Genomic DNA, 21,172 nt, shown 5'->3' with positions numbered 1-21,172 from the left:
TGTTCGAGGGAGCGGGATGACCACCGGACCGAGCCTCGAGGACGGCGTGCGCGAGCTGCTGCTGCTCATGCCCCGCCTGGCCGGCCGCGGCAAGCGCGCCCCGGTGCCACCCGAGCTCGCGGACCTGTCGCTCGCGCCGCGCCACCTGTGTCTGCTGTCCATCTTGTTGTTCGACGGCCCCATGACCGTCACCGAGCTCGCCGGCCGCCTCGAGATCGCCCCCACCACCGCCAGCCTCATGATCGGCGACCTCTCGCGCCAGGGCGTGCTCGCCCGCGCCGAGGACCCGGCCGACCGCCGCCGCACGATCGTCAGCATCAGCCCTTCGCAGCGCGCCGCCGTGGACGCCTGGCTGGCCCCGGGGGCGCGGGCTTGGGAGCGGGCGCTGGCGCCGTTGTCGCCGGGTGAGCGGGCGTTGGTGATCGATACGTTGAAGGTCTATTCGTCGGAGTTCACCGGCGAGTGCTGCTGAGGGCTCCTTCGGCGAGGCCTTTGGCGTGCGCTTCTCCGGGGCACGCGTGAGGGCCGGTTCCGAAGGGGAAGTCCTTGAGATCGACGGTGACCTCGGCTCCGTCGACCCAGCGGCGGGTGCTGGGGACGGGTGGGGTTCTGTTGGCGATCAGGCCCTCGGTGGCCGCGGCCTGGACCAGTAGCGCGACTTTGGCGGCGGTGCGCTCGTCGGGTTGGCCGAGTGCTGTGACCAGCCTCTTGCATGCTTCGTCGGCCTCCGCGCTCTGGGGGAAGTGGGGCTGGTAAGCCTTCGCCACTTTGTCGACATCGGCCGGGTCGACCTCGAACCCCAGCACCTCGGCGAGCGTCGCGACCGGACCTTGGCGGGGTTTCTCCGCTGCCGCTTTTCGCAGCGCTTCCGGCTCGGCCCTGGCGAGCTCATCGATGACCAGCTCGCGCCGCCTGGCGTGGTCCTCGCCGCTGCTGAACCTGGCGACCATCGCACGCAACCAGGCCACGTTCACCTCGAGCGGCGGCACGGGCGTTTCGGTGAGGAGCTCACGGGAATCCATGCCTGCGACGGTAGGGCCGGAAACCGTCGGCGCAGGCCGAAGTGTTGTGCCGCCGGCCCCTCGCCGAGGCAACCCCCGCCCTCCCTGAGGGGCGTCGGCAAAGTCTTGTGTGTTGTCGAGGGGTGGATGCCGAGCGGGGTGAGGGCTCTGGTGGGTGCGAGTTGGGTGGTGCGGCGTTCGGTGCGGCCGTGGCCACAGTCGGTGGTGATGCGGGCGGGGATCTCGTGCCAGGGCAAGGTCTGGAGCAGCCCGTGGAGGCGGTGCTGGTCTTCTTCGACGATGAACACGTAGTCGGGGCCACGGGCATGCAGGTAGTGGGCATGGTCGGTGGTGGTGCGGGGCGTCGGCGGTGACGACCCTTCCGGCCAGATCACTGGTGTCCAGAAGCCGTGGAAACCAGGTGATTTCGCTGCTGCCGGCCGGGACCTGGCGTTGCCCGACAACCGTTGCCCGCTCGTCGACTCGAGTAAACGCCGCACGCCCCGCCGATGCCGCAGGTCCGGCACCATGGCCAGGTGTTTACGCAGACCGTGGCCGCCCTACAACCAGGGCCACACAACTTTGCCAGCCCCCGCCCTCCCTGAGGGGGTCGTCCCCATGTCCATTTTACCGGCCGCCACCGACGAAACCGCGGAAAGCACTGGTAGGAGCCGAGTTGTCCACAACTGCGGGTGGCTGTGGACAACCAGCGACGGGGCGGCGAACCGCCGCGGGGGAAGCCCGCGGTGCCGCACCCCGCCAGTCACCTCAAAAAGCCAGCCACGCCGCCTGCGGCCCCTCACACCGGTGCGGCCGTGGCGCATCGTGCTGGTACCACCAAGCCTCGCTCACCCGCCCGTTCGGCAGCGTGTACCGAGGCGGCCCCGCCGCCCGACGCATCCCCGCGGCCTCCAGGGACCGCCCGCTCGCCACGTTCCCCACCTCAGCCCCCGCCCGAACCCGCGGCAGCCCGAGATGCGAGTGCGCCAGCACCAACCCCGCCGTGAACAGATCGCGTCCCAGCCCGCGCCCCCGATACGCCGGCGAGAGGTATCCACCCGTCTCCGGACCGCCGTTCTCCCCGGCGTGCACGCTGACCAGCCCGGCGCAGCGGTTCTCCCGCAGGTCGATGGCCACGATGTCGACGGACTGCGGATCCGGATAGGTCCAAGCCGGCCCGGTGCCGGGCGTCACACGGAGGGCTTCGGACCGAAGGGGCTCGGCGATGACCGAGTCCGCGAGCCAGCCGAGCCACCGCTGAGCGGCCGGATCGCTGCCGGAGGCCACCGCGGCGGCGTACTCCCAGGCCGTGGGGGTGCGGAAGAGGAACCGGCCGAGTGCGAACGCGTGACCCCTGCGGTCGCAGGTGCGTTTCGCCATGAGCCGGCCTCGGCGGGTCAACCGGCCGAACAGCGGTGCTTCACCCAGGTTCACCATCGCGGGCCAAATGGTACCCGCAGTCACGGCCCGCGGTTGTTATGGTGACCAGGTGACGGCCGTACCGGAGTCAACCGAGCTCGACGCCGGGCGTGCCGCCCAGCCTCGGCAGCTGATCGTGTCCGTATACGGCTTCTACCACCGCATCGAGGGTGGCTGGCTGTCCGTGGCGTCGCTCATCGACCTGCTCGCGGCGCTCGGCGTCGACGAGCCGGCGGTGCGCTCGTCGATCTCGCGACTCAAGCGCCGGAGCATTCTCGACGCCGTGCGGCGCGACGGGACGGCCGGCTACGAGCTGTCGGACACCGCGCTGGCGATCCTGCGCGAGGGCGACGACCGCATCTTCCGCCGCGACCGCGCGACGCTGGCCGACGGCTGGCTGCTCGCCGTGTTCTCCGTGCCCGAGACCGAGCGCCACAAGCGCCACGTCCTGCGCACGCAGCTGGCGCGGCTCGGGTTCGGCACGGCGTCGTCCGGCGTGTGGATCGCGCCCGCGCACCTGCACCAGGTCACGGCCGAGGCGCTGACCCGCCTGGGCCTCGCGAGTTACGCCGACCTGTTCCGCGCCGAACACCTGGCGTTCGGAAACGCACAGGACAAGGTGCGCGAGTGGTGGGATCTCGACCAGCTCGACGAGCTGTACACGGCGTTTCTCGACGAGCACGCCCCCGTGCTCGACCGCTGGAAGCGCCGCCGCACAGTGCCCGGCGACGAGGCGTTCGCCGACTACGTGCGCGTGCTCACCGGGTGGCGCCGCATGCCCTACCTCGACCCGGGCCTGCCCGCCGAGTTGCTGCCCGCCGACTGGTCCGGCATCCGCGCGGCCGAGGTGTTCTTCGCGCTCCACGAACGCCTGGAAGCCCCGGCCCGCGAGTACCTGCTGCAGGTCCTCAGCGGCTGAGCACCGCGAACCCCTGCACCTCCACCAGCGCCTCGATGTCCCACAGCCGGCTCACGCCGATGCCCGCCATCGCCGGGTACTCGGTGCCGGCGAGGGTCTTCCACACCTTGCCGATCTCGCGCGCGTGGGCCTTGTAGTCGTCCAGGTCGACGATGTAGATGGTCACGCTGCACAGGTCGGCGGGCTCGCCGCCGGCCGCGCGCAGGGCCGTGAGCAGGTTGCCCAGCGCCTGGGAGAACTGCTCGACCACGCCGTCGCCGACGATCTTGCCCTCGGCGTCGAGAGCGGTCTGTCCGGCGAGGAACACGAGCTGTCCGGTTGCGGACACGGCGTGAGAGAAACCGGACGGGCGGCCCAGCTCGGGCGGGTTGATGCGCTCCATGTCGCGGAAGCCTAGCTCATGTATCGCATTCTTGACGATCGTATGTCAGACGACATATCCTTGCTCTCGTGCGGATATCGGTTCTCGGCGGCGGCCCGGCGGGCCTGTACTTCGCCGCCCTCGCGAAACAGCTCGGGCCAGGCCACGAGATCACGGTGTGGGAACGCAACGCGCCGGACGACACCTTCGGGTTCGGCGTGGTGTTCTCCGACGAGACGCTCGGCGGCATCGAACACGCCGACGCGCAGGTCCACGAGGCCATGAGCCGCGAGTTCGCGCGCTGGGACGACATCGACGTGCACTATCGCGGCGAGGTCCACACGTCCGGCGGCCACGGGTTCGCCGCGATGAGCCGCAAGCGCCTGCTCGCGATCCTGCAGGAACGCTGCCGTGAGCTGGGCGTCGACCTGCGCTTTCGCACCGAGGCGCCCGACCCGGAGCAGCTCTCGCGCGACTACGACCTCGTGATCGCCTCCGACGGCGTCAACTCGGGGGTGCGCCGGCGGTTCGCCGACTCATTCCGCCCAACGATCGAGACGCGCCGCTGCCGCTACATCTGGCTCGGCACCGACCTCGTCTTCGACGCCTTCAAGTTCCACGTGCTCGACACGCCGCACGGGATCATGCAGATCCACGGCTACCCCTACGGCCGCGACGGCAGCACCTTCATCCTCGAGCTGCACGAGGACGTGTGGCAGCAGGCGTTCGCGCCGATCGCCGCCACCGATCTCGGGCCGGGCGAGAGCGACGAGAAGTCCATCGAGCTGATCCGCGAGCTGTGCGCCGACGTCCTCGGCGACCACCACGTGCTGGCCAACAACTCGAAGTGGAACACCTTCGGCACCGTCCGCTGCGAAAGCTGGGTGCACGACAACGTGGTGCTGCTCGGCGACGCCGCCCACACCGCCCACTTCTCCATCGGCTCCGGCACGAAGCTGGCGATGGAAGACGCGCTGGCGCTGGTGGCGTGCCTGCACGAGCAGGACACCGTGCCCGAGGCGCTGGCGGCGTACGAGGCCGAGCGCAAGCCGGTCGTCGAGTCGACGCAGCGCGCGGCGCAGGCGAGCCTGGAGTGGTTCGAGAACCTCGCGCAGTACACGCACCAGGAGCCGGAGCAGTTCGCGTTCAACCTGCTCACGCGCAGCCGCCGCGTCACCTACGACAACCTGAAGCTGCGCGACCCGGAGTTCGCCACGGAGCTCGACGAGTGGTTCGCGCGCTCGCTGGGCACGACACCCGCGCCGCCGATGTTCCATCCCGTGCGCATCGGTGAGCTGGAGCTGCCCAACCGCGTGATCGTGTCGCCGATGGACATGTACGTGGCCGTCGACGGCGTGCCTGGCGAGTTCCACCTCGTGCACCTGGGCGGCAAGGCGCTCGGCGGTGCCGGCCTGGTGATGACGGAGATGATCTGCGTGTCACCCGAGGCGCGGATCACGCCGGGCTGCCCCGGGCTGTACAACGACGAGCAGGAGCAGGCCTGGAAACGCATCGTCGACTTCGTGCACGGCAGCACGCCGGCGAAAATCGGCCTGCAGCTGGGCCATTCCGGACGCAAGGGCTCCACGAAGCTCATGTGGGAGGGCATGGACGACCCGTTGCCGGAGGGCAACTGGGAGGTCTGCGGGCCGTCGCCGTTGCCGTACCGGCCGGACAGCCAGACGCCACGTGAGCTGAGCGTCGAGGAGCTGGCGGAAATCCGTGAGCAGTTCGTGGCGTCGGCGCGCTCGGCGGCGCGGGCCGGATTCGACCTGCTGGAGCTGCACTGTGCGCACGGGTATCTGTTGTCGTCGTTCATCTCACCGCTCACGAACCAGCGAACGGATGAGTACGGCGGCTCGCTGGAGAACCGGCTGCGGTACCCGCTCGAGGTGTTCGACGCCGTGCGCGAGGTGTGGCCGGCCGAGCGGCCCATGACGGTGCGCATCTCGGCCAGCGACTGGTACGACGGCGGGATCGAGGCCGACGAGGCCGTCGCCATCGCGACGGCGTTCGCCGAGCACGGGGCCGCCGCGGTCGACGTGTCGACCGGGCAGGTGGTGAGCGAGGAGAAGCCGAAGTTCGGCCGCAGCTACCAGACGCCGTACGCCGACCGGATCCGCAACGAGGTGGGGCTCAAGTACGGCATCGCCGTGATCGCCGTCGGCGCGATCTCCTCGTACGACGACATGAACGCGCTCATCCTCGCCGGCCGCGCCGACCTGTGCGCGCTGGGGCGGACACACCTCTACGATCCACAGTGGACGTTGCACGCGGCGGCGGAGCAGGACTACGTGATGCCGTGGCCGAAGCCGTGGGCGGCCGGGAAGCGCCGGCCCCAGACGGGCCGCACCGACGGGCCGGAGCCACGGCTGGAACTCGTACGCACCGGTGGGCACCAGACCGCGCACGCCCGCTGGCGACCGGAAAGGGATCGATGAACGCCTTCGCACTGACGCCGGACCAGCAGGCTTTCACTGCTTCCGTTCGCACCATCGCCACGGAACAGCTGCGACCGCTCGCCGAGGCCGGCGAGGAAGGCGCGGTGAACCGGCCGCTGCTCAAGGCGATGGGCTCGCAGGGTCTGCTGGCACGGCTGTTCCCCGGCGTCTCGGCGGGTAACCCGACGCGCCAGGCCGCGGCGTTCGACCTGTGCCTGCTGCGCGAAGCGCTGGCGACCGTGAACACCGAGGCCGAGACGGCGCTCGCGTTGCAGGGACTGGGAAGTTACCCCGTCTTGCAGTCCGGAAAGGACGAACAGGTCGCGCGCTGGCTGCCGGCCGTGGCGGCGGGTGACGCGGCGGCGGCGTTCGCGCTGACCGAGCCCGACGCCGGTTCCGACGCGGCCGCCCTGCAGCTGGCGGCCGAGCCCGACGGCGACGGCTGGCGGCTCACCGGACAGAAGATGTGGATCTCCAACGCTCCCGAGGCCGACTTCTACACCGTCTTCGCGCGCACGACGCCGGATGCCGGCTCGCGGGGTGTGAGCGCGTTCGTCGTGCCGGGCGACCGCGCGGGCCTGTCCGGTGAGCACCTCGACCTGGTCAGCCCGCACCCGATCGGCACGTTGGAGTTCGACGGCGTGCGCGTGCACCGCGACGAGCTGCTGGGCGAGGAGAACCGCGGCTTCGCCGTCGCGATGCGGACGCTGGATCTGTTCCGGCCGAGCGTCGGGGCGTTCGCGGTGGGGATGGCGCAGGCCGCTCTCGACGCCACCGTGGAGTACACGGGCTCGCGCATTGCTTTCGGTGGGCCGCTGGCGAAGCAGCAGACCGTGGCGCACACGCTCGCGGACATGGCGACGCGGACGGAGGCGGCGCGGCTGTTGGTCTACGCCGCGGCTGCCGCGTACGACGCGGGCGAGACCGGCCTGGCCGGTCGCGCGGCGATGGCGAAGCTGTTCGCGACGGAGTCGGCGCAGTACGTCGTGGATTCCGCGGTGCAGCTGCACGGCGCGCGGGCGTTGCGGCGGGGGCACCTGCTGGAGCACCTCTACCGGGAGGTCCGGGCGCCGCGGATCTACGAAGGCGCGTCGGAGATCCAGCGGACGATCATCGCACGGTGGCTGCGCTCCTGAAGTTTCCGCTCAGCGCGATACCGGCTCCGCGAACTCCGCGTGCCCGGTAGTTTTGGCGACATGTCGAGGATCGCGGTCACCATCACCACGCCGGACGGCCTCTGCACGGCCACACTGCACACGCCACTGAGCGCCGGCCCCGCGGTGATCCTGTACGCCGACGCGGCCGGGGTCCGGGAGACGTTCGCCGAGATGGCGGACCGGCTCTGCGCGCTCGGCTACGTCGTCCTCCTGCCGGACGGCTACTACCGCACGCCGTTCGCGCCGTTCGACGTCACCACGGTCTTCACCGTGCCCGAGGAACGGCAGCGGCTGACCCGGCTCGCGGGGAGCGTGACAGCGGAGATGGCGGTGCGCGACACCGGCGCGTACCTCGACTTCCTGTCCGGGCGCGGCGAAGTCGCGGGCTCGCTGGTGGGGACGACCGGGTACTGCATGGGAGGGCGGTTTTCGCTGTGGGCCGCCGCGCGTTTCCCGTCGCGCGTCGCGGCCGCCGCTTCGTTCCACGGCGGCAACCTCGCCGCCGACGATCCCGACAGCCCGCACCTGCTGGCCGACCGGATCCGCGCGTCCGTGCTGGTCGCGGCGGCGCGGGACGACAGCGCGTTCCCGCCCGAGCAGTTCGAGCGGTTGCGTGGAGCGTTCGTCGGCGAGGGCGTGCGGCACACGCTGGAGACGTATCCCGCCAAGCACGGGTTCGCGGTGCCGGACAACGACACGTACGACCCTGCCGCCGCCGAGCGCCACTGGGCCGCGCTGGCCGAGCTGTTCGCGGAGAACTTGCCGCGCTAAGGGCGGAAAAGCGGACCGGCGCCTTCGGCGGTGGGCCGTGCTCCGACGAGCCGGGCGGCGGCCCAGAGCGTGACCTGGGTGGCTGTGAGGACGGGGCAGCCGGCGGCCCGCTCGAGGTCGACGGTGAGGCGGTTGGCGTGCAGGGCGGTTTCCGGCACGAGCACGGCCTGCGCCGCCGGGTGCGCGGCCCGCGCGACGAGGTCGATGATCCGCTCGGCCGGCCATGCGGCGAGCTCGCGGTCGGAGCCGGCGGAGGCGTCGACGCGGTGGACGACGTCGGCGTCGGCTTCCCGGATTCGCGCGATGAACCGGTCGGAGAGGCTCGGGTGGTAGACCGAGGCCAAGGCGACCGTGTCGAAGCCGAGGAAACGGATCGCATCCTGGAACGCGGCGGTGGTGCTGGTGGCCGGGGCGCCGGAGAGACGGCGCAGCGTCTCCAGCTGGTGCCGGGTGTCGGTCAAGAAACTGGAGCTGGTGACGGCGAAGGCGACCGCGTCGAACGGTTCGAGGTCGCGCAGGGCCGTGGCCAGGTGGTCGTCCGAGCCCAGGCGGCGGACGGCGTCGATGACTTGCGCAAGATCCAGCTCCCCCACGTCGTCCACATCGGACGGCCACGGGAAGTAGCGGACGGCCAGGTCGAGAGCGGGATGGAGCCGGCCGGCGAGGTCGAGGAAGTCGTCCTCACCGGCGTTCCGGGTCGGGTAGAGCAGGCCGAGTCGCATGGCCCGAGACTAGGCGGCGACGGCCTTCTTCGGTTTGCGCTCCAGCCACAGCTGGGCACCGATCAGGGCGACCGTCCAGCTCACCCAGGCGGCAATGGCCGCGATGGACTGCATGAACGCGACCTCACTGCCGCCGAAGGTGGTGGCGATCCGGGGTTCCAGGATGATCATCGCGATCGGCGAGATCAGGCGGTTGAGGATGATCGACATGGTCAGCGCGAAGCTGCGGATCATCCAGCGGCGGTGGTCACCGAAGCGACGGTCACGAGCGGCGCGGTAGCCGGCCCAAGTGCAGCCGATCCAGATGACCGCGAGCATGACGTCGCTGGCTCGCGTGGCGGGGCCGAAGGGGCTGGCGGCGCCGATCGTCAGGGCCATCACGCCGGAAGGCAGCACGCCACCGAACACGTAGGCGCGGCCGGCGTAGCGGTGCACCACCGGGAAGCGGCGGCGGATCCACGGCCAGATCTGGACGACCGCGCAGATCATCGCGATCGAGCCGAACACCACATGGCCCACGAGGAACCAGTAGTGCGCGCCGAAACCGGCCGGGGCCGGGACGCGCGACTGCGCCGGGTCGAGCGCGAGGTACGGCGGCAGCGAGTACGCCAGGAAGGCCACCACGACCAGCCCCAGCACCCCGATCCACGGGCGGCGCTTCTTCGTCGTGCGCGGCTGCTGCGCCGGCACCCGCGGTGGTCGCAGATCCGTCCCCGCCGTCATGGCCACTCTCCCTCGCTCGTCGCCTGATGCTCTACGAACGTAGATCCGGCAGGGGTGGCGCAACCATGGTGCGCGCTGGCGTCGGCCGGGTGGGGACAGCCTTACCCTCGGCCGGGTGATCTTCGGGCTTGCCTTGACGCGCGCGGCAACGTTTACCGTCTCCGCCATCCACTCGAGCGGAGGCACGATGCGGTTCGCGGTCAGCTACAACCCGGCGTTCCACGGGCTCGAGGGCCTCGTGGCGTTCGCGCGCCACGCGGAGGCGTGCGGCTTCGAGGGGCTCCTCCTGCCGGAACACCTGGCCTCGCGCCCAGGCGTCAAGCTCGGCGGGTGGGAGATTCCGCCGACGCTGCCCTACGCCGACCCGCTCGAATGCCTCGCCCACGTCGCCTCGGTCACCGACCGGCTGCTGCTCGGGACCGGGGTGCTGCTGCTGCCGTACCACCAACCGGTCGCGCTGGCGAAGCGCTTGGCCACGCTCGATGTCCTGTCCGGCGGCCGGCTGCGTCTGGTGACCGTCGGCGTTGGGGCGCTGCCACACGAGGCTTCGGCGGCCGGGGTGGACTACCGGACGCGAGGCCGTCGTGCGGACGAGGCGCTCGACATTCTTCGTCTACTGTGGACGGGTGGTGCCGAAGGTGTGAGCCATCACGGCGAGTTCGTCGAGTTCGACGACCTCTGCAGCTACCCCAAACCGGTCGGCACCATCCCGATTCGTGTGGGCGGGTCCAGCCGTGCCGCCGCGCGCCGGGCCGGGTTGCGCGGCGACGGCTGGTTTCCGGGCGGCTCGCTCACCCCTGACGACCGCGTCGCCTTGTTCGACCTGGTCCGCGCCGTCGCCGACGAAGCGGGCCGCCCCACACCGGACTACACGCGGTGGGGCTCGACCGAGCTCACGTCAGAGGGCATCGACGCGCTGGCCGCCGAAGGCGTGACCCGCGTGGTCGTCTCGGCCGGAAGCGCCGATCCGCAGGAGCGGCTCGACGAGCTGTCCGCGTTCGCCGACCGGTTCGCCCTTCACGCGTAACTGGCGTGGGCGGCGATCACCCGCCAGCCGTCCGACGTGCGCAGCCACGTGCGGGTGTAGCGCATCCGCGCGGTGAAGGGCTCACCGCCGAGCGAACCCGACAGACGGCCGAGAAACCACGTGACGCCGGTCGTCCCTTCCGAGAACACCCGCAGGTCTTCCTCCACGAGCTCGGTCAGGACCTGGCTGCCGCTGCGGTGACCAGTCAGGTCGTCGGCCTTCGAAGCGACCGAGCCGAAGGTGAAGATCAGGCGGTCGTCCAGGAGTTCGTCGAGCGCACCGACGTCACCGGCCAGCTGCGCGGCCTGGAGGCGGTGTTCGGCGTCGAGCAAGGTCGGGTCCACGGGGAGGCTCCTTCATCACGCGGTAGAACGCCATCGTGGCCTGGAAACCTGCCGAGTGAAGGGAAGTTCGCGCAGAGCCGAAGTCGTTCAGTCCCGAACCGAGATGAAGGGCACCTCGACGAGAATCGAGGTGCCCTTCTCTTCACCCCCCGGGGTGGGTCAGGAACCGCGGACCCGCCGCACCGTGTCCCGGTAGAACAGGCCGCTCTGTTTGATCGTGCGCACCTGCGTTTCGTAATCCACGCGCACGAGGCCGAAGCGCTTGGCGTAGCCGTACGCCCACTCGAAGTTGTCCAGCAGAGACCACGCGAAGTAGCCCCGGATGTCCACGCCTGCCAAGCGCGCGGCGGCCACCGCGGCCAGGTGCGAAGCCAGGTAAGCCGTGCGGCCCTCGTCGCGGACGAAGCCGTCGGCGTCGGGCGCGTCGTCGAAAGCCGAGCCGTTTTCGGTGATGTACATGGGCAAACCGGGGTAGTCGCGGCCGAGGCGGGTGAGCAGCTCGGTGAATTTACCCGGCAGGATCTCCCAGCCCATGGCCGTGGTGGGCTCGCCGAACGGCACGGCGCGCTGCACCGGGAAGCCGTCCTCGCCCACGGTGCGGCCTTGCTCGTCGACGCCCGAGTACTGCTGGCCGAAGTAGTAGTTCACGCCCAGGAAGTCCAGTGGAGTCGAAATGATCTCCAGATCACCGTCCTCAATGGGCAGTTCGGCGCCGCGAACAGCCATGTCCGCCACCACGTCCGCGGGATAGGAGCCACGCACCAAGGGATCGAGGTAGACACGCACGCCCATGCCGTCGGCGTTGCGCGCGGCCTCGCGGTCGAGCTCGCTGCCGGACGCGGCGTCGGACGTGCCCATGTTGAGCGTGATGCCGAACTGCGTGCCCTCGGGTGCGGCCTCGCGCATGCGCTGCGTGGCCAGGCCGTGGCCGAGCAGCAGGTGGTGGATCGCCTTCATGCCGGCCGCGAAGTCGCGCCGGCCCGGGGCCATCACGCCGTGCACATAGCCGTGCATGGCCGAGCACCACGGCTCGTTGAGCGTCGTCCAGTGGCGCACGCGGTCGGAAAGCCGGTCGAACACGAGCATCGAGTAGTCGGCGAAGCGGTACGCGGTATCGCGCGCCGGCCAGCCGCCCGCGTCTTCGAGCTCCTGCGGCAGGTCCCAGTGGTACAGCGTGAGCCACGGCGCGAGGTCCTTGGCCAGCAGCTCGTCCACGAGCCGGTCGTAGAACCCGATCCCGGCCTCGTTGACCGGGCCCTTGCCGTTGGGCTGCACGCGCGGCCACGCGACGGAGAAGCGGTAGGTGTCGGCGCCGAGCTCCTTGACGAGCCCCACGTCCTCGGGCATGCGGTGGTAGTGGTCACACGCGACGTCGCCGTTGTCGTTGTTGTCGATCGCCCACGGGACCCGGCAGAAGGTGTCCCAGATGGACGGTGTGCGCCCGTCTTCGGCCACCGCGCCCTCGATCTGGTACGCGGCCGTCGCCACGCCCCACCGGAAGTCCGGCGGCAGCGAGTCGATCAGCGCCTGCTGCTCGCGGGTCGCAGCGTCGGTGGTCTCGGTCAAGGGGTCTCCTTATCTACGACTTGACGGCGGCGACGGAGTCGGCCGGGTGCAGCCAGCACGCCACGCTGCGCGCGGGATCGTCACGGTCGGCGGGCACGCCGAGCACCGGCACCTCGGTGGTGCAGCGATCGAACGCGTGCGGGCACCGCGGCGAAAACGCGCACCCGACCGGCAGCGACCGCGGGTCGGGCGGCGAGCCGGGGATGCCGGTGAGCTCACGCCGCGGCCCGCGCAGCGCGGGGAACGAGTGCAGCAGACCGTCGCTGTACGGGTGCAGCGAATCGCGGTACAGGTCCACGCCGCGGGCCTGCTCCACGATCCGGCCGCCGTACATGATCGCGATGCGATCGGAGAACTCCACCAGCAGCGACAGGTCGTGGGTGATGAACAGGACCGAGAAGCCCAGCCGCTCGCGCAGTTCCACGAGCTGCGCCAGGATCTGGCGCTGCATCACCACGTCGAGTGCCGTGGTGGGCTCGTCCATGATCACCACGCGCGGCTCCAGCGCCAGCGCCATCGCGATCATCACGCGCTGGCGCATGCCGCCGGAAAGCTGGTGCGGGTACGCGTCGAGCCGGTCGGCCGCGATGCCCACCAGGCGCAGCAGCTCACGTGCCCGGGCGAGCCGGGCCGCCTTGGTGCTGCGCGGATCGTGGGCCTTGATCACGTCCATCAGCTGCACCGAAACCTTGTGCACCGGGTTGAGCGAGTTCATCGCGCCCTGGAACACAATGGACGTTTCGGCCCAGCGGAAGTCGCGCAACTGCTTGGGCGTCAGCTTCAGCACGTCGTACGGCTCGCCGTCGCCGGGGTGGTAGACCACGCTGCCACCGCGGATCACGCCCGGCGGCGGGAGCAGCCGAGTCAGGCCGTAGGCCAAAGTGGACTTTCCGCTGCCGCTTTCACCGGCCAGACCGAGCACCTCGCCGCGGTGCAGCGTCAGGTGCACGTCCTGCACCGCGTGCACAGCGTCGGCACCGAGGCCGTAGTCGACGTCCAGGCCCTTGATCTCGAGTACGGGTTCGATCATTGTTTCTCCCGGCCCAGCACGGGCGTGAAGCCGACGCGCAGGCGCACCGTCTTGCCCTCGGCGTTCTTCGCCTTGGTCTTGCCGCTCGACCGCAGCCGCGGGCTCACGAACTCGTCGATGCCGAAGTTCAGCAGCGACAACGCGGTGCCGAGGATCGCGATCGCGAGCCCCGCCGGCACGAACCACCACCACGCGCCCTGCGCCAGCGCCTGCTGGCTCTGCGCCCAGAACAGGATCGTGCCCCAGTTCCACTCCGAGAAGCTGGAGACGCCGACGAACGCCAGCGTGATCTCCGACATCACCGCGAACACGACCGTGCCCACGAAGCTCGACGCGATCACCGCGGTGAGGTTCGGCAGGATTTCGAAGAAGATGATCCGCCACGTCGACTCGCCGCTCGCCCGCGATGCCTCGACGTATTCCCTCCTTCGCAAGGAAAGCGTCTGCGCTCGCAGGATCCGTGCGCCCCACGCCCAGGAGGTGAAGCCGATGATCACGGCCACCAGGTAGTCGCCGCCACTGGGCAGCGCTGTGCCGATGATGATGATCAGCGGCAGCGCCGGGATCACGAGGAACACATTGGACAATGCCGACAGGCCCTCACCCGGCGTCCCGCCGAGATAGCCGGACGTGACACCGACGATCACGGCGAGGATCGTCGCCACGATGCCGGCCGTGAGCCCCACGAGCATCACGCTGCGCGTGCCCACGATGACCTGGCTGAAGATGTCCTGACCGAGGTGCGTGGTGCCGAACCAGTGCTTGCCCGAAGGAGATTCGAGCAGGTCGTTGCTGCGCGCGGACGGGTCGAACGGCGCGATCCACGGCCCGATGATCGCGATGACCACGAAGAAGGTCAGCAGGACGAGACCGGTGATCGTCTTGCCGCCGGTCAGGAACCGGAAGCGCCGGCGTTTGGCCGCGGGCCCGGCGATCGCGTCGGCCGGGAGCGGCTCGGGCGCGGCGGCCTTGAGGTCGGCTACGGGAACTGCCACGACTCAGCCCTCCTTCCGGGTGCGCGGGTCGAGCATGAGGTAGGCGACGTCGGCGAGCAGGTTGGCCACCAGCACCGAGAGCGTGATGATGAGGAAGATGCCCTGCATCAGCGGGTAGTCCTGCGAGCCGACGGCCTGGAACAGCTCGTAGCCGACGCCGGGGTAGGAGAACACGATCTCCACCAGCAGCGTGCCGCCCACGATGAAACCCAGCGCCAGCGCGAAACCCGACACGCTCGGCAGCAGCGCGTTGCGGGCGGCGTAACTCACCATCACGCGGCGTTCCTTGAGGCCCTTGGCGTGCGCGACGGTGATGTAGTCCTCCGACGCGACGGTGACCATCATGTTGCGCATGCCGAGGATCCAGCTGCCCATGGAGCTGATGAGGATCGTGATCGCCGGCAGCAGGCTGTGCTGGATCGCGCTGCCGATGAAGTCACCACCCCAGCCGGGCACCAGGCCCGGGTCGTAGCCGCCGGACGCCGGGAAGAAGCTGCCCGGGCCGGCCAGCAGCGTGATCGCGATCAGGCCGAGCCAGAAGTACGGGATGGACGAGAGGAACGTGGTGACCGGCAGCAGACCGTCCACCCAGGACCCGCGCCGCCAACCCGCGACGACACCGAGGCCGGTGCCGATCAGGAAGCCCACCACCGTGGTGAAACCGACGAGGATGATCGTCCACGGCAGACTGTCGCCGATCACTTCGGACACGGGCGAGGGGAAGAAGGTGAACGACAGCCCGAGGTCGCCGCGGAAGAGCTGAGCCCAGTAGTGGAAGTACTGGGTGATCAGGCTTTCGTTCTTGTCGAGTCCGAACAGGACGTACAGCGACTGGATCGCGTCCGCGCTGAGCGTGCCCTGGTTCTTCGTGATGAGCGACTGCACCGGGTCACCCGGGATCAGCCGCGGGATGAAGAAGTTGATCGTGACGGCGGCCCACGCGGTGAACAGGTAGAAGCCGAGCCGTTGGAGCAGGTACCTCACGGGCGCACCGCCGAGTCGTACAGCCAGCACGCGGCCCAGTGGCCGGGGGCGTCGTCCACCTCGAACCGCGGCGGCAGGTCGATTTTGCAGCGTTCCATCGCCACTGGGCACCGCGGGTGGAACCTGCAGCCCGACGGCGGCGCGATCAGGCTCGGCGGCTCGCCGGAACCCTTCTCCGTCGGCGCTTCACCCGGTGCGGCTTCCGCGCCCGGGTCGAGCCGGTCGGGGTCGGGTGCCGATTCGATCAGCAGCCGCGTGTAGGGGTGCGCGGGCTGCTGCGTCACGGTCTCGGAATCGCCGCCCTCCACCATGCGCCCGGCGTACATCACCAGCGTCTCGTCGGCGAAGTAGCGCGCCGACGCGATGTCGTGCGTGATGTAGAGGATCGCGAGATGCAGGCGTTCCTTCAGGTCCCGCAACAGGTTCAGCACGCCGAGGCGGATGGAGACGTCCAACATGGACACCGGCTCGTCGGCCAGCAGTGCCTCGGGGTCGGCGCCGAGCGCCCGCGCGATCGCGACGCGCTGGCGCTGGCCACCGGAAAGCTCGTGGGGGAACTTGTCGACGTAGCGCTCCGGCGGGGTCAGCTGCACCCGCGTGAGCAGCTCGTGCAGCGCCTGCTCCAGGTCAGCGTCGGACTTGCCCGCGCGGTCGTGGATCTTCAACGCCCGCGTGAGGTGGTAGCGCACGGTGTGCACGGGGTTCAGCGACGCGAACGGGTCCTGGAAGATCATCTGGACCTTGCGGCAGTAGGCCCGGAAAGCCTTGCCGCCCTTCACGGTCGTGGACTTGCCGTGCAACCGGATGTCGCCGCTCGTGCGCGGGTAGAGCTGGGCGAGCAGCCGCGCCACGGTCGATTTGCCCGAGCCGGACTCGCCCACCAGCGCGGTCACGCGGCCGCGCCGCAGCACCAGGTCGACGTCGTCGACGGCCTGAACGCTGCGGCGCCCCTTCGTGAGCACCTCGCGCCCGCGCTTGCGCACGGGGAAGTGCTTGGTCAGCCCGGAGGCCTCGAGCACGATCGTGTCCGAGGCCCCGGTTTCGATCTCGCCGGCCGGGGAGGCCACCCCCGCCTCGAGCGAGGCTGAGGTGGCTTCCCGGGTGGCCACTGCGTTGTCCTCGGCCATAGATCAGGCCGCGGGCTTCAGGTGCATGACGATGTCCAGCGCGTTGCGCAGGGTCGGCTGCGCGGGGCCGTACGGGTTGGCTTCGTCGGGCCAGCCAGTCCAGTTCTTCGTGCTGTACTCGCCGCCGGAGTTGGCCGCCATGAGCGGGACCATCGGCTGCTGGTCGATCATGATCTGCTGCAACGTGTTCATCGCGGTGGCGCGGCTCGCGTCGTCGGCGGCGTTGGCGTAGGTCTCGAGTGCCTGGGTCGCCTGGTCGTTCTTGAAGCGGCCGTAGTTGCCGTTGATGCCGCCCTGGCCGGTCGGCTTGTAGCGGTTGCCGTCCATCACGTCGCGGTACAGGTCGTATGGCGTGGCACCGTCGTTGGTCCAGTGCAGCAGACCCTCGAAGTCACCGGTGTCGACGGACTTCGTCCACGCGTCCTGGTTCATCTTCTCGACGGTGGCGGTGATGCCGATCTGCGACAGGTTGTCCTTGATGATCTCGAGGTCGGTGATGTAGTCCGACCAGCCCGAGGGCACGGTGAGCTTGAGGGTCACCGGCTTGCCGCTCGGGTCCACGAGCTGGTTGCCGTTGTAGGAGAAGCCCGCGCCGGTGAGCAGCGACTTGGCGCCCGGCACGTCGACCTTCACGGTCTGGCCCTTGTACTGCGACGCGATGAACGAGTCACCCGCCGGCGTCGGGATGCCGGTGACCTGGTCGTTCTTCGGGTAGAAGTAGCCGGCCTCGCCCTGGTTGAAGATGTCGTCGCGGTTGATGACCTTGTTGATCGCCTGGCGCAGCTTCGCGTTGTTCCACGGCGCCTTCTCCGTGTTGAACCACAGGCCGTGCACCGCGAGCTGGGCCGGGAACCACAGCTTGTAGTGCTGCGGGTCCTTGTTCACGTAGACGGTCTTGTAGTTCGGGATGAAGACGAAGCTCCACTCGGCCGCACCGCTGGTGAGAGCGGCGACCTGCGCGTTGTTGTCGTTGTAGGAGGTGTAACGGATCTCCTTGACCGCCGGCGCCTGCTGCCAATAGCCGGTGCGCTGGCTCACGGTGATCGTCTGCGGGGTGAACGACTTCAGCGTGAACGGGCCGGTGCCCACCGGGTTCTTCACGGTGTCGGTGGACGGGTCCTTGATCTGCGACCAGATGTGCTTGGGCACCACGATCGTCTGCAAGATCTTGACCTGGTTCACGAACTGCGAGGTGTCGAAGCCCAGGGTGACCTGGTTCCCGCTCGCGGTGATGTCCTTGTAGGGCACCGAGTCGATGTTCAGCGCTTTGTTGTCGCGCAGCAGCTGGAACGTGTAGGCCACGTCGTCGCCGGTCATCGGCGTGCCGTCGGAGAACTTGACTCCGTCGCGGATGGTCAGGACCAGCTTCTTGTAGTTGTCCGACCAGTCCCACTTCGTGGCCAGCCACGGCTTGCCGGCTTCCTGCGGCTTCACGCGGTTGAGCATCACGAGGGGCTCGTAGATCACGTAGCGGTACCCGAGCGACGCTGCCGCCGAGGTCTCCAGGAACGGGTTGTTGTTCTCGGCCTGCGGGCCGTTCGGCATGCCGACGTTCAGCACGGCCGCGGCGTTGCCGCCGCCACCCGCACTGCTCGAGCCGCCGCCACAAGCGGCGAGCACCGCGGCTGCCACCACGGCGACGAGCGCTGCGACGACGGAGCGCTTCACTCGCATTCGTCCTCCTAGGTCCTGGTGCTACGGATTCCGCCCGTGCTCTTCAGAGCTCGGTCCGGCCGCGCGACAGGACGGAGTCAACCCGGGTGACTCGGGTCACGTCAATAACACGGCGGTAACATTTTGTGCCTAAGTTTAAGTACTGAAAGAAAGGCTCACGCTCGGTGTCCGCCCATCGATCTCCTTGCAGGGCAAGGAGATTCAGCCGGCTGAACGCCCGCCCGACGCCAGCAACGCCGCGATCGGCAACGTCGCCGCACCCAGCGCGACAGCCTCCCGGCCCAGCTCCCCGAGCTCGACCACGGTCGCCTCGGCGAGGTAGCCGAGCGCGTGCCGGGCGGCGGCGTCACGGACGTGCGGCAGGATCGCCGGGCCCATGATCGCTCCCGCCGAGCCTGCCAGCACAACCCGGTCGGGCGCCAGGAGGTTGATCAGATTCGCGATGCCGATGCCCAGGTATTCACCCGTCGCGGCGAGTGTTTCGGCAGCTGGACCAGACCTTTCGGCCAGGGCGACGAGCTCGGCGAGCCGGCTCTCGCTGTCCACGCCGGGCAGCGGCCGGGCGCCCGGGCTCTCGGCGTAGTGGCGGACCACGGCCTCGGTACCGACGTAGGCCTCCAGACAGCCGCGCGAACCGCAGCGGCAGGCAGCGCCCGCTGCCTGCACCACGGTGTGGCCCCACTCACTGGTCGTGATGCCGGGAAAAGACCCACCGTCGGTGACGAAGGCCGCGCCGACGCCCACGCCGAGCAGCGCGATCACGGCGCGGCCGGCTCCGCGACCGGCGCCGAGCCACATCTCGGCCTGGCCGAGCGTGCGGGCGCGGTTGTCGAGGTGCAGGGGCGCGTCGGCGAACTGTGCGTGAGCGCGCAGCAGGTCGGCGAAGGCGACGCCGGCCCAGCCGAGCGTGGGGGCGTGCACGATGCCGCCGTCCCGCACCGCGCCCGGCACGCCGACGCCCACGCCGAGCACACGAGACGCACCGGCCGACAGCACCTCGGCGACGCCGGCCCGCGCGAGCTCCACCACTTCCGCCGGGTCGGGGTTGCTGCCCGCGAGCGGGTGCTGCACGGTCGCGAGCGTCCCGAGCGCGCAGTCGAAGAGCCCGGCGCGCACGTGGGTCTCGCCGACGTCGACGCCTACGACCTGCCCGTATTCGGGCCGGACGCGCAGCAGCGTGCGCGGCCTGCCACCATCGGACTCGACGGAACCGGCCTCGGCCACCACACCGTCGCCAATGAGTTCCGCGACCACGTTCGTCACGGTCGCGGGACTGAGCCCGGACTCGGCGACGAGTTCGAGCCGGCTGACCGGCCCCCTCAGGTAGAGCGACGACAGGAGCGCCGCGCGGTTGTGCCGCCTCAGATCACGGGTTGTCTGCCGGAGCACCCTCGTCACCTGGGGGATTCTGCCAGACGTCCATATGTTCGGGACTTAGTTCACTAGTTAATACATGGCCACAACTTACGGTGATCAGGCATCCTGGTGCCGGGAGAGTTCGAGGCCAGATGGGTGTCACATGGCGACCAAGCGCACGACCGTCCGAGATCTGCGGCGGCACAACCGTTCCCTGCTGCTGTCGAAACTGTACTTCGACGGCCCGCTGTCGCGGCACGAACTGAGCCAGCTCACCGGCCTTTCGGCGGCGACGGTCAGCAACGTGACCGCCGAGCTCGGCGAGGAACGGCTCATCACCGAGGCCGGCCTGGTCGAATCCGACGGCGGACGGCCGCGCGTGCTGCTGCGCGTGGACCCGGCGTACGGCTACGTCGCGGGCGTCGACATCGGCGAGACGGGCGTGCGCGTGGAGCTGTTCGACCTCGCGATGCAACGGCTGGCCACAGTCGAGCACGAGCTGTCACCGGCGCGCACCGAACCGGCCGCGGTCGTCGCGGCCGTCGTCTCCGGGTTGCGCGAGGTGATCACGTCCGCCGGAGCCGAGGAGTCGGCCGTGATCGGCGTGGGCGTCGGCGTGCCCGGCACGGTCGAGCAGGGCGAACGCGTGCTGGTGCACGCGCCCACCATCGGCTGGGATTCCGTCGCGCTGGCCGACGACCTGCGCGCGGCCGGCATCGAGCTGCCCGTGTTCGTCGACAACGGTGCCAAAACCCAGGGCCAAGCCGAGATGTGGTTCGGCGCCGGGCGCGGCGCGCGCCACGCGGTGATCGTGCTCATCGGCTCGGGCGTCGGCGCGGCCGTGATCGCCGACGGCGCCACCTACCGCGGCTCCACCAGCAGCGCCGGCGAGTGGGGTCACACCACCATCGTCTACGGCGGGCAGGCCTGCCGCTGCGGTTCGCACGGCTGCCTCGAGGCCTACATCGGCGCCGAGGCTGTGCTCGCGCGTTACCGCCGCGCCCGCGGCAAGCCCGTGCCCGGCGAGACCGAGCAGGACCAGTTCGCCGCGCTCCTCGCCTCGGCCGACCGCTCGAAGTCGGCCCAGAAGGTCCTCGAGGAGACGGCCGGTTACCTCGGTGCCGGCATCGCGAACCTGATCAACCTGTTCAACCCGGAGCGCATCGTCGTCGGCGGCTGGGCCGGCCTCGCCCTCGGCGAGCGCCTGCTGCCGCTGATCCGCTCCACCGCGTCGGCCCACGCGCTGAGCCACCCGTTCGGCGAGACCACGATCCAGCTCGGGCACCTGGGTCTCGACGCCGTCGCGACGGGCGCCGCCACCCTGCCCGTCGCCGACCTCCTGGAACAGGGCGCCGATCCGCGACTTCTGGTCAAGCCGGCCCCCGCGATCCGCTCGGGCGCGGGCGCGGCCTAGAACCCCGTTGTCACCCAGCGAACATTCCCGAGAACCCCAGGTGACCGGCCGGTGATCACCGTCGATCACCTGGGCGACAACCGGCGCCCCTTAATTCGGGTTGAAAAAATTCTCACATCCGCCATTGCCGCAGTGGTACGG

20 protein-coding genes are annotated in these 21,172 nt (G+C 69.9%); 7 read left to right on the top strand and 13 right to left on the bottom strand.

The window, feature by feature from the left end; all coding sequences use genetic code 11:
- Nucleotides 1–16 precede the first annotated feature (16 nt).
- The gene (locus tag AB0M56_RS26925; RefSeq protein WP_364180500.1) at nt 17–472 is read left to right on the top strand and encodes a MarR family winged helix-turn-helix transcriptional regulator; all 456 of its coding nucleotides are present in this window, start codon (nt 17–19) and stop codon (nt 470–472) included.
- On the opposite strand, the gene AB0M56_RS26920 is transcribed toward AB0M56_RS26925, so the two are convergent.
- Both AB0M56_RS26920 and AB0M56_RS26915 read right to left on the bottom strand, forming a co-directional pair.
- Nucleotides 453–1,022 carry an oxidoreductase gene (locus AB0M56_RS26920; RefSeq protein ID WP_364180499.1) on the bottom strand — a complete coding sequence of 190 codons (570 nt, stop codon included), beginning with the start codon at nt 1,020–1,022 and terminating at the stop codon, nt 453–455. The two genes, AB0M56_RS26925 and AB0M56_RS26920, sit on opposite strands and share 20 nt — an antisense overlap.
- 747 nt (nt 1,023–1,769) lie before the next feature.
- A complete protein-coding gene (locus AB0M56_RS26915; protein ID WP_364180497.1) occupies nt 1,770–2,438 on the bottom strand; it encodes a GNAT family N-acetyltransferase in 669 nt (222 codons plus the stop codon).
- Nucleotides 2,439–2,490: 52 nt separating this feature from the next.
- On the opposite strand from AB0M56_RS26915, the gene AB0M56_RS26910 reads away from it, so the two are divergent.
- Nucleotides 2,491–3,339, top strand: coding sequence for a PaaX family transcriptional regulator C-terminal domain-containing protein (locus AB0M56_RS26910; protein ID WP_220244509.1), 849 nt, complete (start codon nt 2,491–2,493; stop codon nt 3,337–3,339).
- Here AB0M56_RS26910 and AB0M56_RS26905 read toward each other — a convergent pair.
- Nucleotides 3,329–3,721 carry a RidA family protein gene (locus tag AB0M56_RS26905; protein WP_364180495.1) on the bottom strand — a complete coding sequence of 131 codons (393 nt, stop codon included), beginning with the start codon at nt 3,719–3,721 and terminating at the stop codon, nt 3,329–3,331. The two genes, AB0M56_RS26910 and AB0M56_RS26905, sit on opposite strands and share 11 nt — an antisense overlap.
- 68 nt (nt 3,722–3,789) lie before the next feature.
- Between AB0M56_RS26905 and AB0M56_RS26900 the strand changes: the two genes are divergently transcribed.
- The 3 genes from AB0M56_RS26900 to AB0M56_RS26890 are packed head-to-tail and all read left to right on the top strand — an operon-like array spanning nt 3,790 to nt 8,069.
- Nucleotides 3,790–6,141 (top strand): bifunctional salicylyl-CoA 5-hydroxylase/oxidoreductase, encoded by a 2,352-nt coding sequence (locus AB0M56_RS26900; protein WP_364180493.1) that lies wholly within the window; start codon nt 3,790–3,792, stop codon nt 6,139–6,141.
- Entirely contained in the window at nt 6,138–7,277 is a 1,140-nt protein-coding gene (locus AB0M56_RS26895) for an acyl-CoA dehydrogenase family protein (protein ID WP_364180491.1), read from the top strand. Before AB0M56_RS26900 ends, AB0M56_RS26895 begins: the two co-directional genes overlap by 4 nt.
- A 60-nt stretch (nt 7,278–7,337) precedes the next feature.
- Nucleotides 7,338–8,069, top strand: a complete 732-nt coding sequence (locus tag AB0M56_RS26890) for a dienelactone hydrolase family protein (protein WP_364180490.1) — start codon at nt 7,338–7,340, stop codon at nt 8,067–8,069.
- Here the strand turns inward: AB0M56_RS26890 and AB0M56_RS26885 are convergent.
- Together AB0M56_RS26885 and AB0M56_RS26880 are read right to left on the bottom strand one after the other, a co-directional pair.
- Nucleotides 8,066–8,791 carry a decarboxylase gene (locus AB0M56_RS26885; RefSeq protein WP_364180488.1) on the bottom strand — a complete coding sequence of 242 codons (726 nt, stop codon included), beginning with the start codon at nt 8,789–8,791 and terminating at the stop codon, nt 8,066–8,068. The genes AB0M56_RS26890 and AB0M56_RS26885 overlap by 4 nt on opposite strands.
- Before the next feature lie 9 nt (nt 8,792–8,800).
- Nucleotides 8,801–9,514 (bottom strand): DUF2306 domain-containing protein, encoded by a 714-nt coding sequence (locus tag AB0M56_RS26880; RefSeq protein ID WP_364180486.1) that lies wholly within the window; start codon nt 9,512–9,514, stop codon nt 8,801–8,803.
- Between the two features lie 187 nt (nt 9,515–9,701).
- Here AB0M56_RS26880 and AB0M56_RS26875 point away from each other — a divergent pair, with 187 nt between their 5' ends.
- Nucleotides 9,702–10,541 (top strand): TIGR03619 family F420-dependent LLM class oxidoreductase, encoded by an 840-nt coding sequence (locus AB0M56_RS26875; RefSeq protein WP_364180484.1) that lies wholly within the window; start codon nt 9,702–9,704, stop codon nt 10,539–10,541.
- Here AB0M56_RS26875 and AB0M56_RS26870 read toward each other — a convergent pair.
- From AB0M56_RS26870 to AB0M56_RS26835, 8 genes are all read right to left on the bottom strand, one after another.
- Nucleotides 10,532–10,885, bottom strand: coding sequence for a nuclear transport factor 2 family protein (locus tag AB0M56_RS26870; RefSeq protein WP_364180483.1), 354 nt, complete (start codon nt 10,883–10,885; stop codon nt 10,532–10,534). The two genes, AB0M56_RS26875 and AB0M56_RS26870, sit on opposite strands and share 10 nt — an antisense overlap.
- A gap of 159 nt (nt 10,886–11,044) precedes the next feature.
- Nucleotides 11,045–12,451, bottom strand: coding sequence for a GH1 family beta-glucosidase (locus AB0M56_RS26865; protein WP_364180481.1), 1,407 nt, complete (start codon nt 12,449–12,451; stop codon nt 11,045–11,047).
- 13 nt (nt 12,452–12,464) lie between these two features.
- A complete protein-coding gene (locus AB0M56_RS26860; protein WP_364180479.1) occupies nt 12,465–13,481 on the bottom strand; it encodes an ABC transporter ATP-binding protein in 1,017 nt (338 codons plus the stop codon).
- Nucleotides 13,478–14,476, bottom strand: a complete 999-nt coding sequence (locus tag AB0M56_RS26855) for an ABC transporter permease (RefSeq protein WP_364180478.1) — start codon at nt 14,474–14,476, stop codon at nt 13,478–13,480. The genes AB0M56_RS26860 and AB0M56_RS26855 overlap by 4 nt, the downstream gene beginning before the upstream one ends.
- Nucleotides 14,477–14,479: 3 nt before the next feature.
- Entirely contained in the window at nt 14,480–15,460 is a 981-nt protein-coding gene (locus AB0M56_RS26850; protein WP_364180476.1) for an ABC transporter permease, read from the bottom strand.
- A complete protein-coding gene (locus AB0M56_RS26845) occupies nt 15,457–16,569 on the bottom strand; it encodes an ABC transporter ATP-binding protein (protein WP_364180475.1) in 1,113 nt (370 codons plus the stop codon). Before AB0M56_RS26845 ends, AB0M56_RS26850 begins: the two co-directional genes overlap by 4 nt.
- Before the next feature lie 21 nt (nt 16,570–16,590).
- Nucleotides 16,591–18,261, bottom strand: a complete 1,671-nt coding sequence (locus AB0M56_RS26840; RefSeq protein ID WP_364180473.1) for an ABC transporter substrate-binding protein — start codon at nt 18,259–18,261, stop codon at nt 16,591–16,593.
- A gap of 201 nt (nt 18,262–18,462) precedes the next feature.
- Entirely contained in the window at nt 18,463–19,659 is a 1,197-nt protein-coding gene (locus tag AB0M56_RS26835; protein WP_364180471.1) for an ROK family protein, read from the bottom strand.
- Between the two features lie 121 nt (nt 19,660–19,780).
- On the opposite strand from AB0M56_RS26835, the gene AB0M56_RS26830 reads away from it, so the two are divergent.
- Nucleotides 19,781–21,031, top strand: coding sequence for an ROK family transcriptional regulator (locus tag AB0M56_RS26830; RefSeq protein WP_364180469.1), 1,251 nt, complete (start codon nt 19,781–19,783; stop codon nt 21,029–21,031).
- The last annotated feature ends 141 nt before the right edge of the window (nt 21,032–21,172 follow it).

This window comes from Amycolatopsis sp. NPDC051372, from assembly GCF_040682095.1.
Taxonomy (GTDB): Bacteria; Actinomycetota; Actinomycetes; order Mycobacteriales; family Pseudonocardiaceae; genus Amycolatopsis.
This window is presented reverse-complemented; position numbering and strand designations above follow the sequence as displayed.

Bases quoted from the DNA above. Each gene is read 5' to 3' on its own strand.
- AB0M56_RS26925 (WP_364180500.1), top strand. From the start codon at position 17: ATGACCACCGGACCGAGCCTCGAGGACGGCGTGCGCGAGCTGCTGCTG.
- AB0M56_RS26920 (WP_364180499.1), bottom strand. From the start codon at position 1,022: ATGGATTCCCGTGAGCTCCTCACCGAAACGCCCGTGCCGCCGCTCGAG.
- AB0M56_RS26915 (WP_364180497.1), bottom strand. From the start codon at position 2,438: ATGGTGAACCTGGGTGAAGCACCGCTGTTCGGCCGGTTGACCCGCCGA.
- AB0M56_RS26905 (WP_364180495.1), bottom strand. From the start codon at position 3,721: ATGGAGCGCATCAACCCGCCCGAGCTGGGCCGCCCGTCCGGTTTCTCT.
- AB0M56_RS26895 (WP_364180491.1), top strand. From the start codon at position 6,138: ATGAACGCCTTCGCACTGACGCCGGACCAGCAGGCTTTCACTGCTTCC.
- AB0M56_RS26890 (WP_364180490.1), top strand. From the start codon at position 7,338: ATGTCGAGGATCGCGGTCACCATCACCACGCCGGACGGCCTCTGCACG.
- AB0M56_RS26885 (WP_364180488.1), bottom strand. From the start codon at position 8,791: ATGCGACTCGGCCTGCTCTACCCGACCCGGAACGCCGGTGAGGACGAC.
- AB0M56_RS26880 (WP_364180486.1), bottom strand. From the start codon at position 9,514: ATGACGGCGGGGACGGATCTGCGACCACCGCGGGTGCCGGCGCAGCAG.
- AB0M56_RS26875 (WP_364180484.1), top strand. From the start codon at position 9,702: ATGCGGTTCGCGGTCAGCTACAACCCGGCGTTCCACGGGCTCGAGGGC.
- AB0M56_RS26860 (WP_364180479.1), bottom strand. From the start codon at position 13,481: ATGATCGAACCCGTACTCGAGATCAAGGGCCTGGACGTCGACTACGGC.
- AB0M56_RS26840 (WP_364180473.1), bottom strand. From the start codon at position 18,261: ATGCGAGTGAAGCGCTCCGTCGTCGCAGCGCTCGTCGCCGTGGTGGCA.
- AB0M56_RS26830 (WP_364180469.1), top strand. From the start codon at position 19,781: ATGGCGACCAAGCGCACGACCGTCCGAGATCTGCGGCGGCACAACCGT.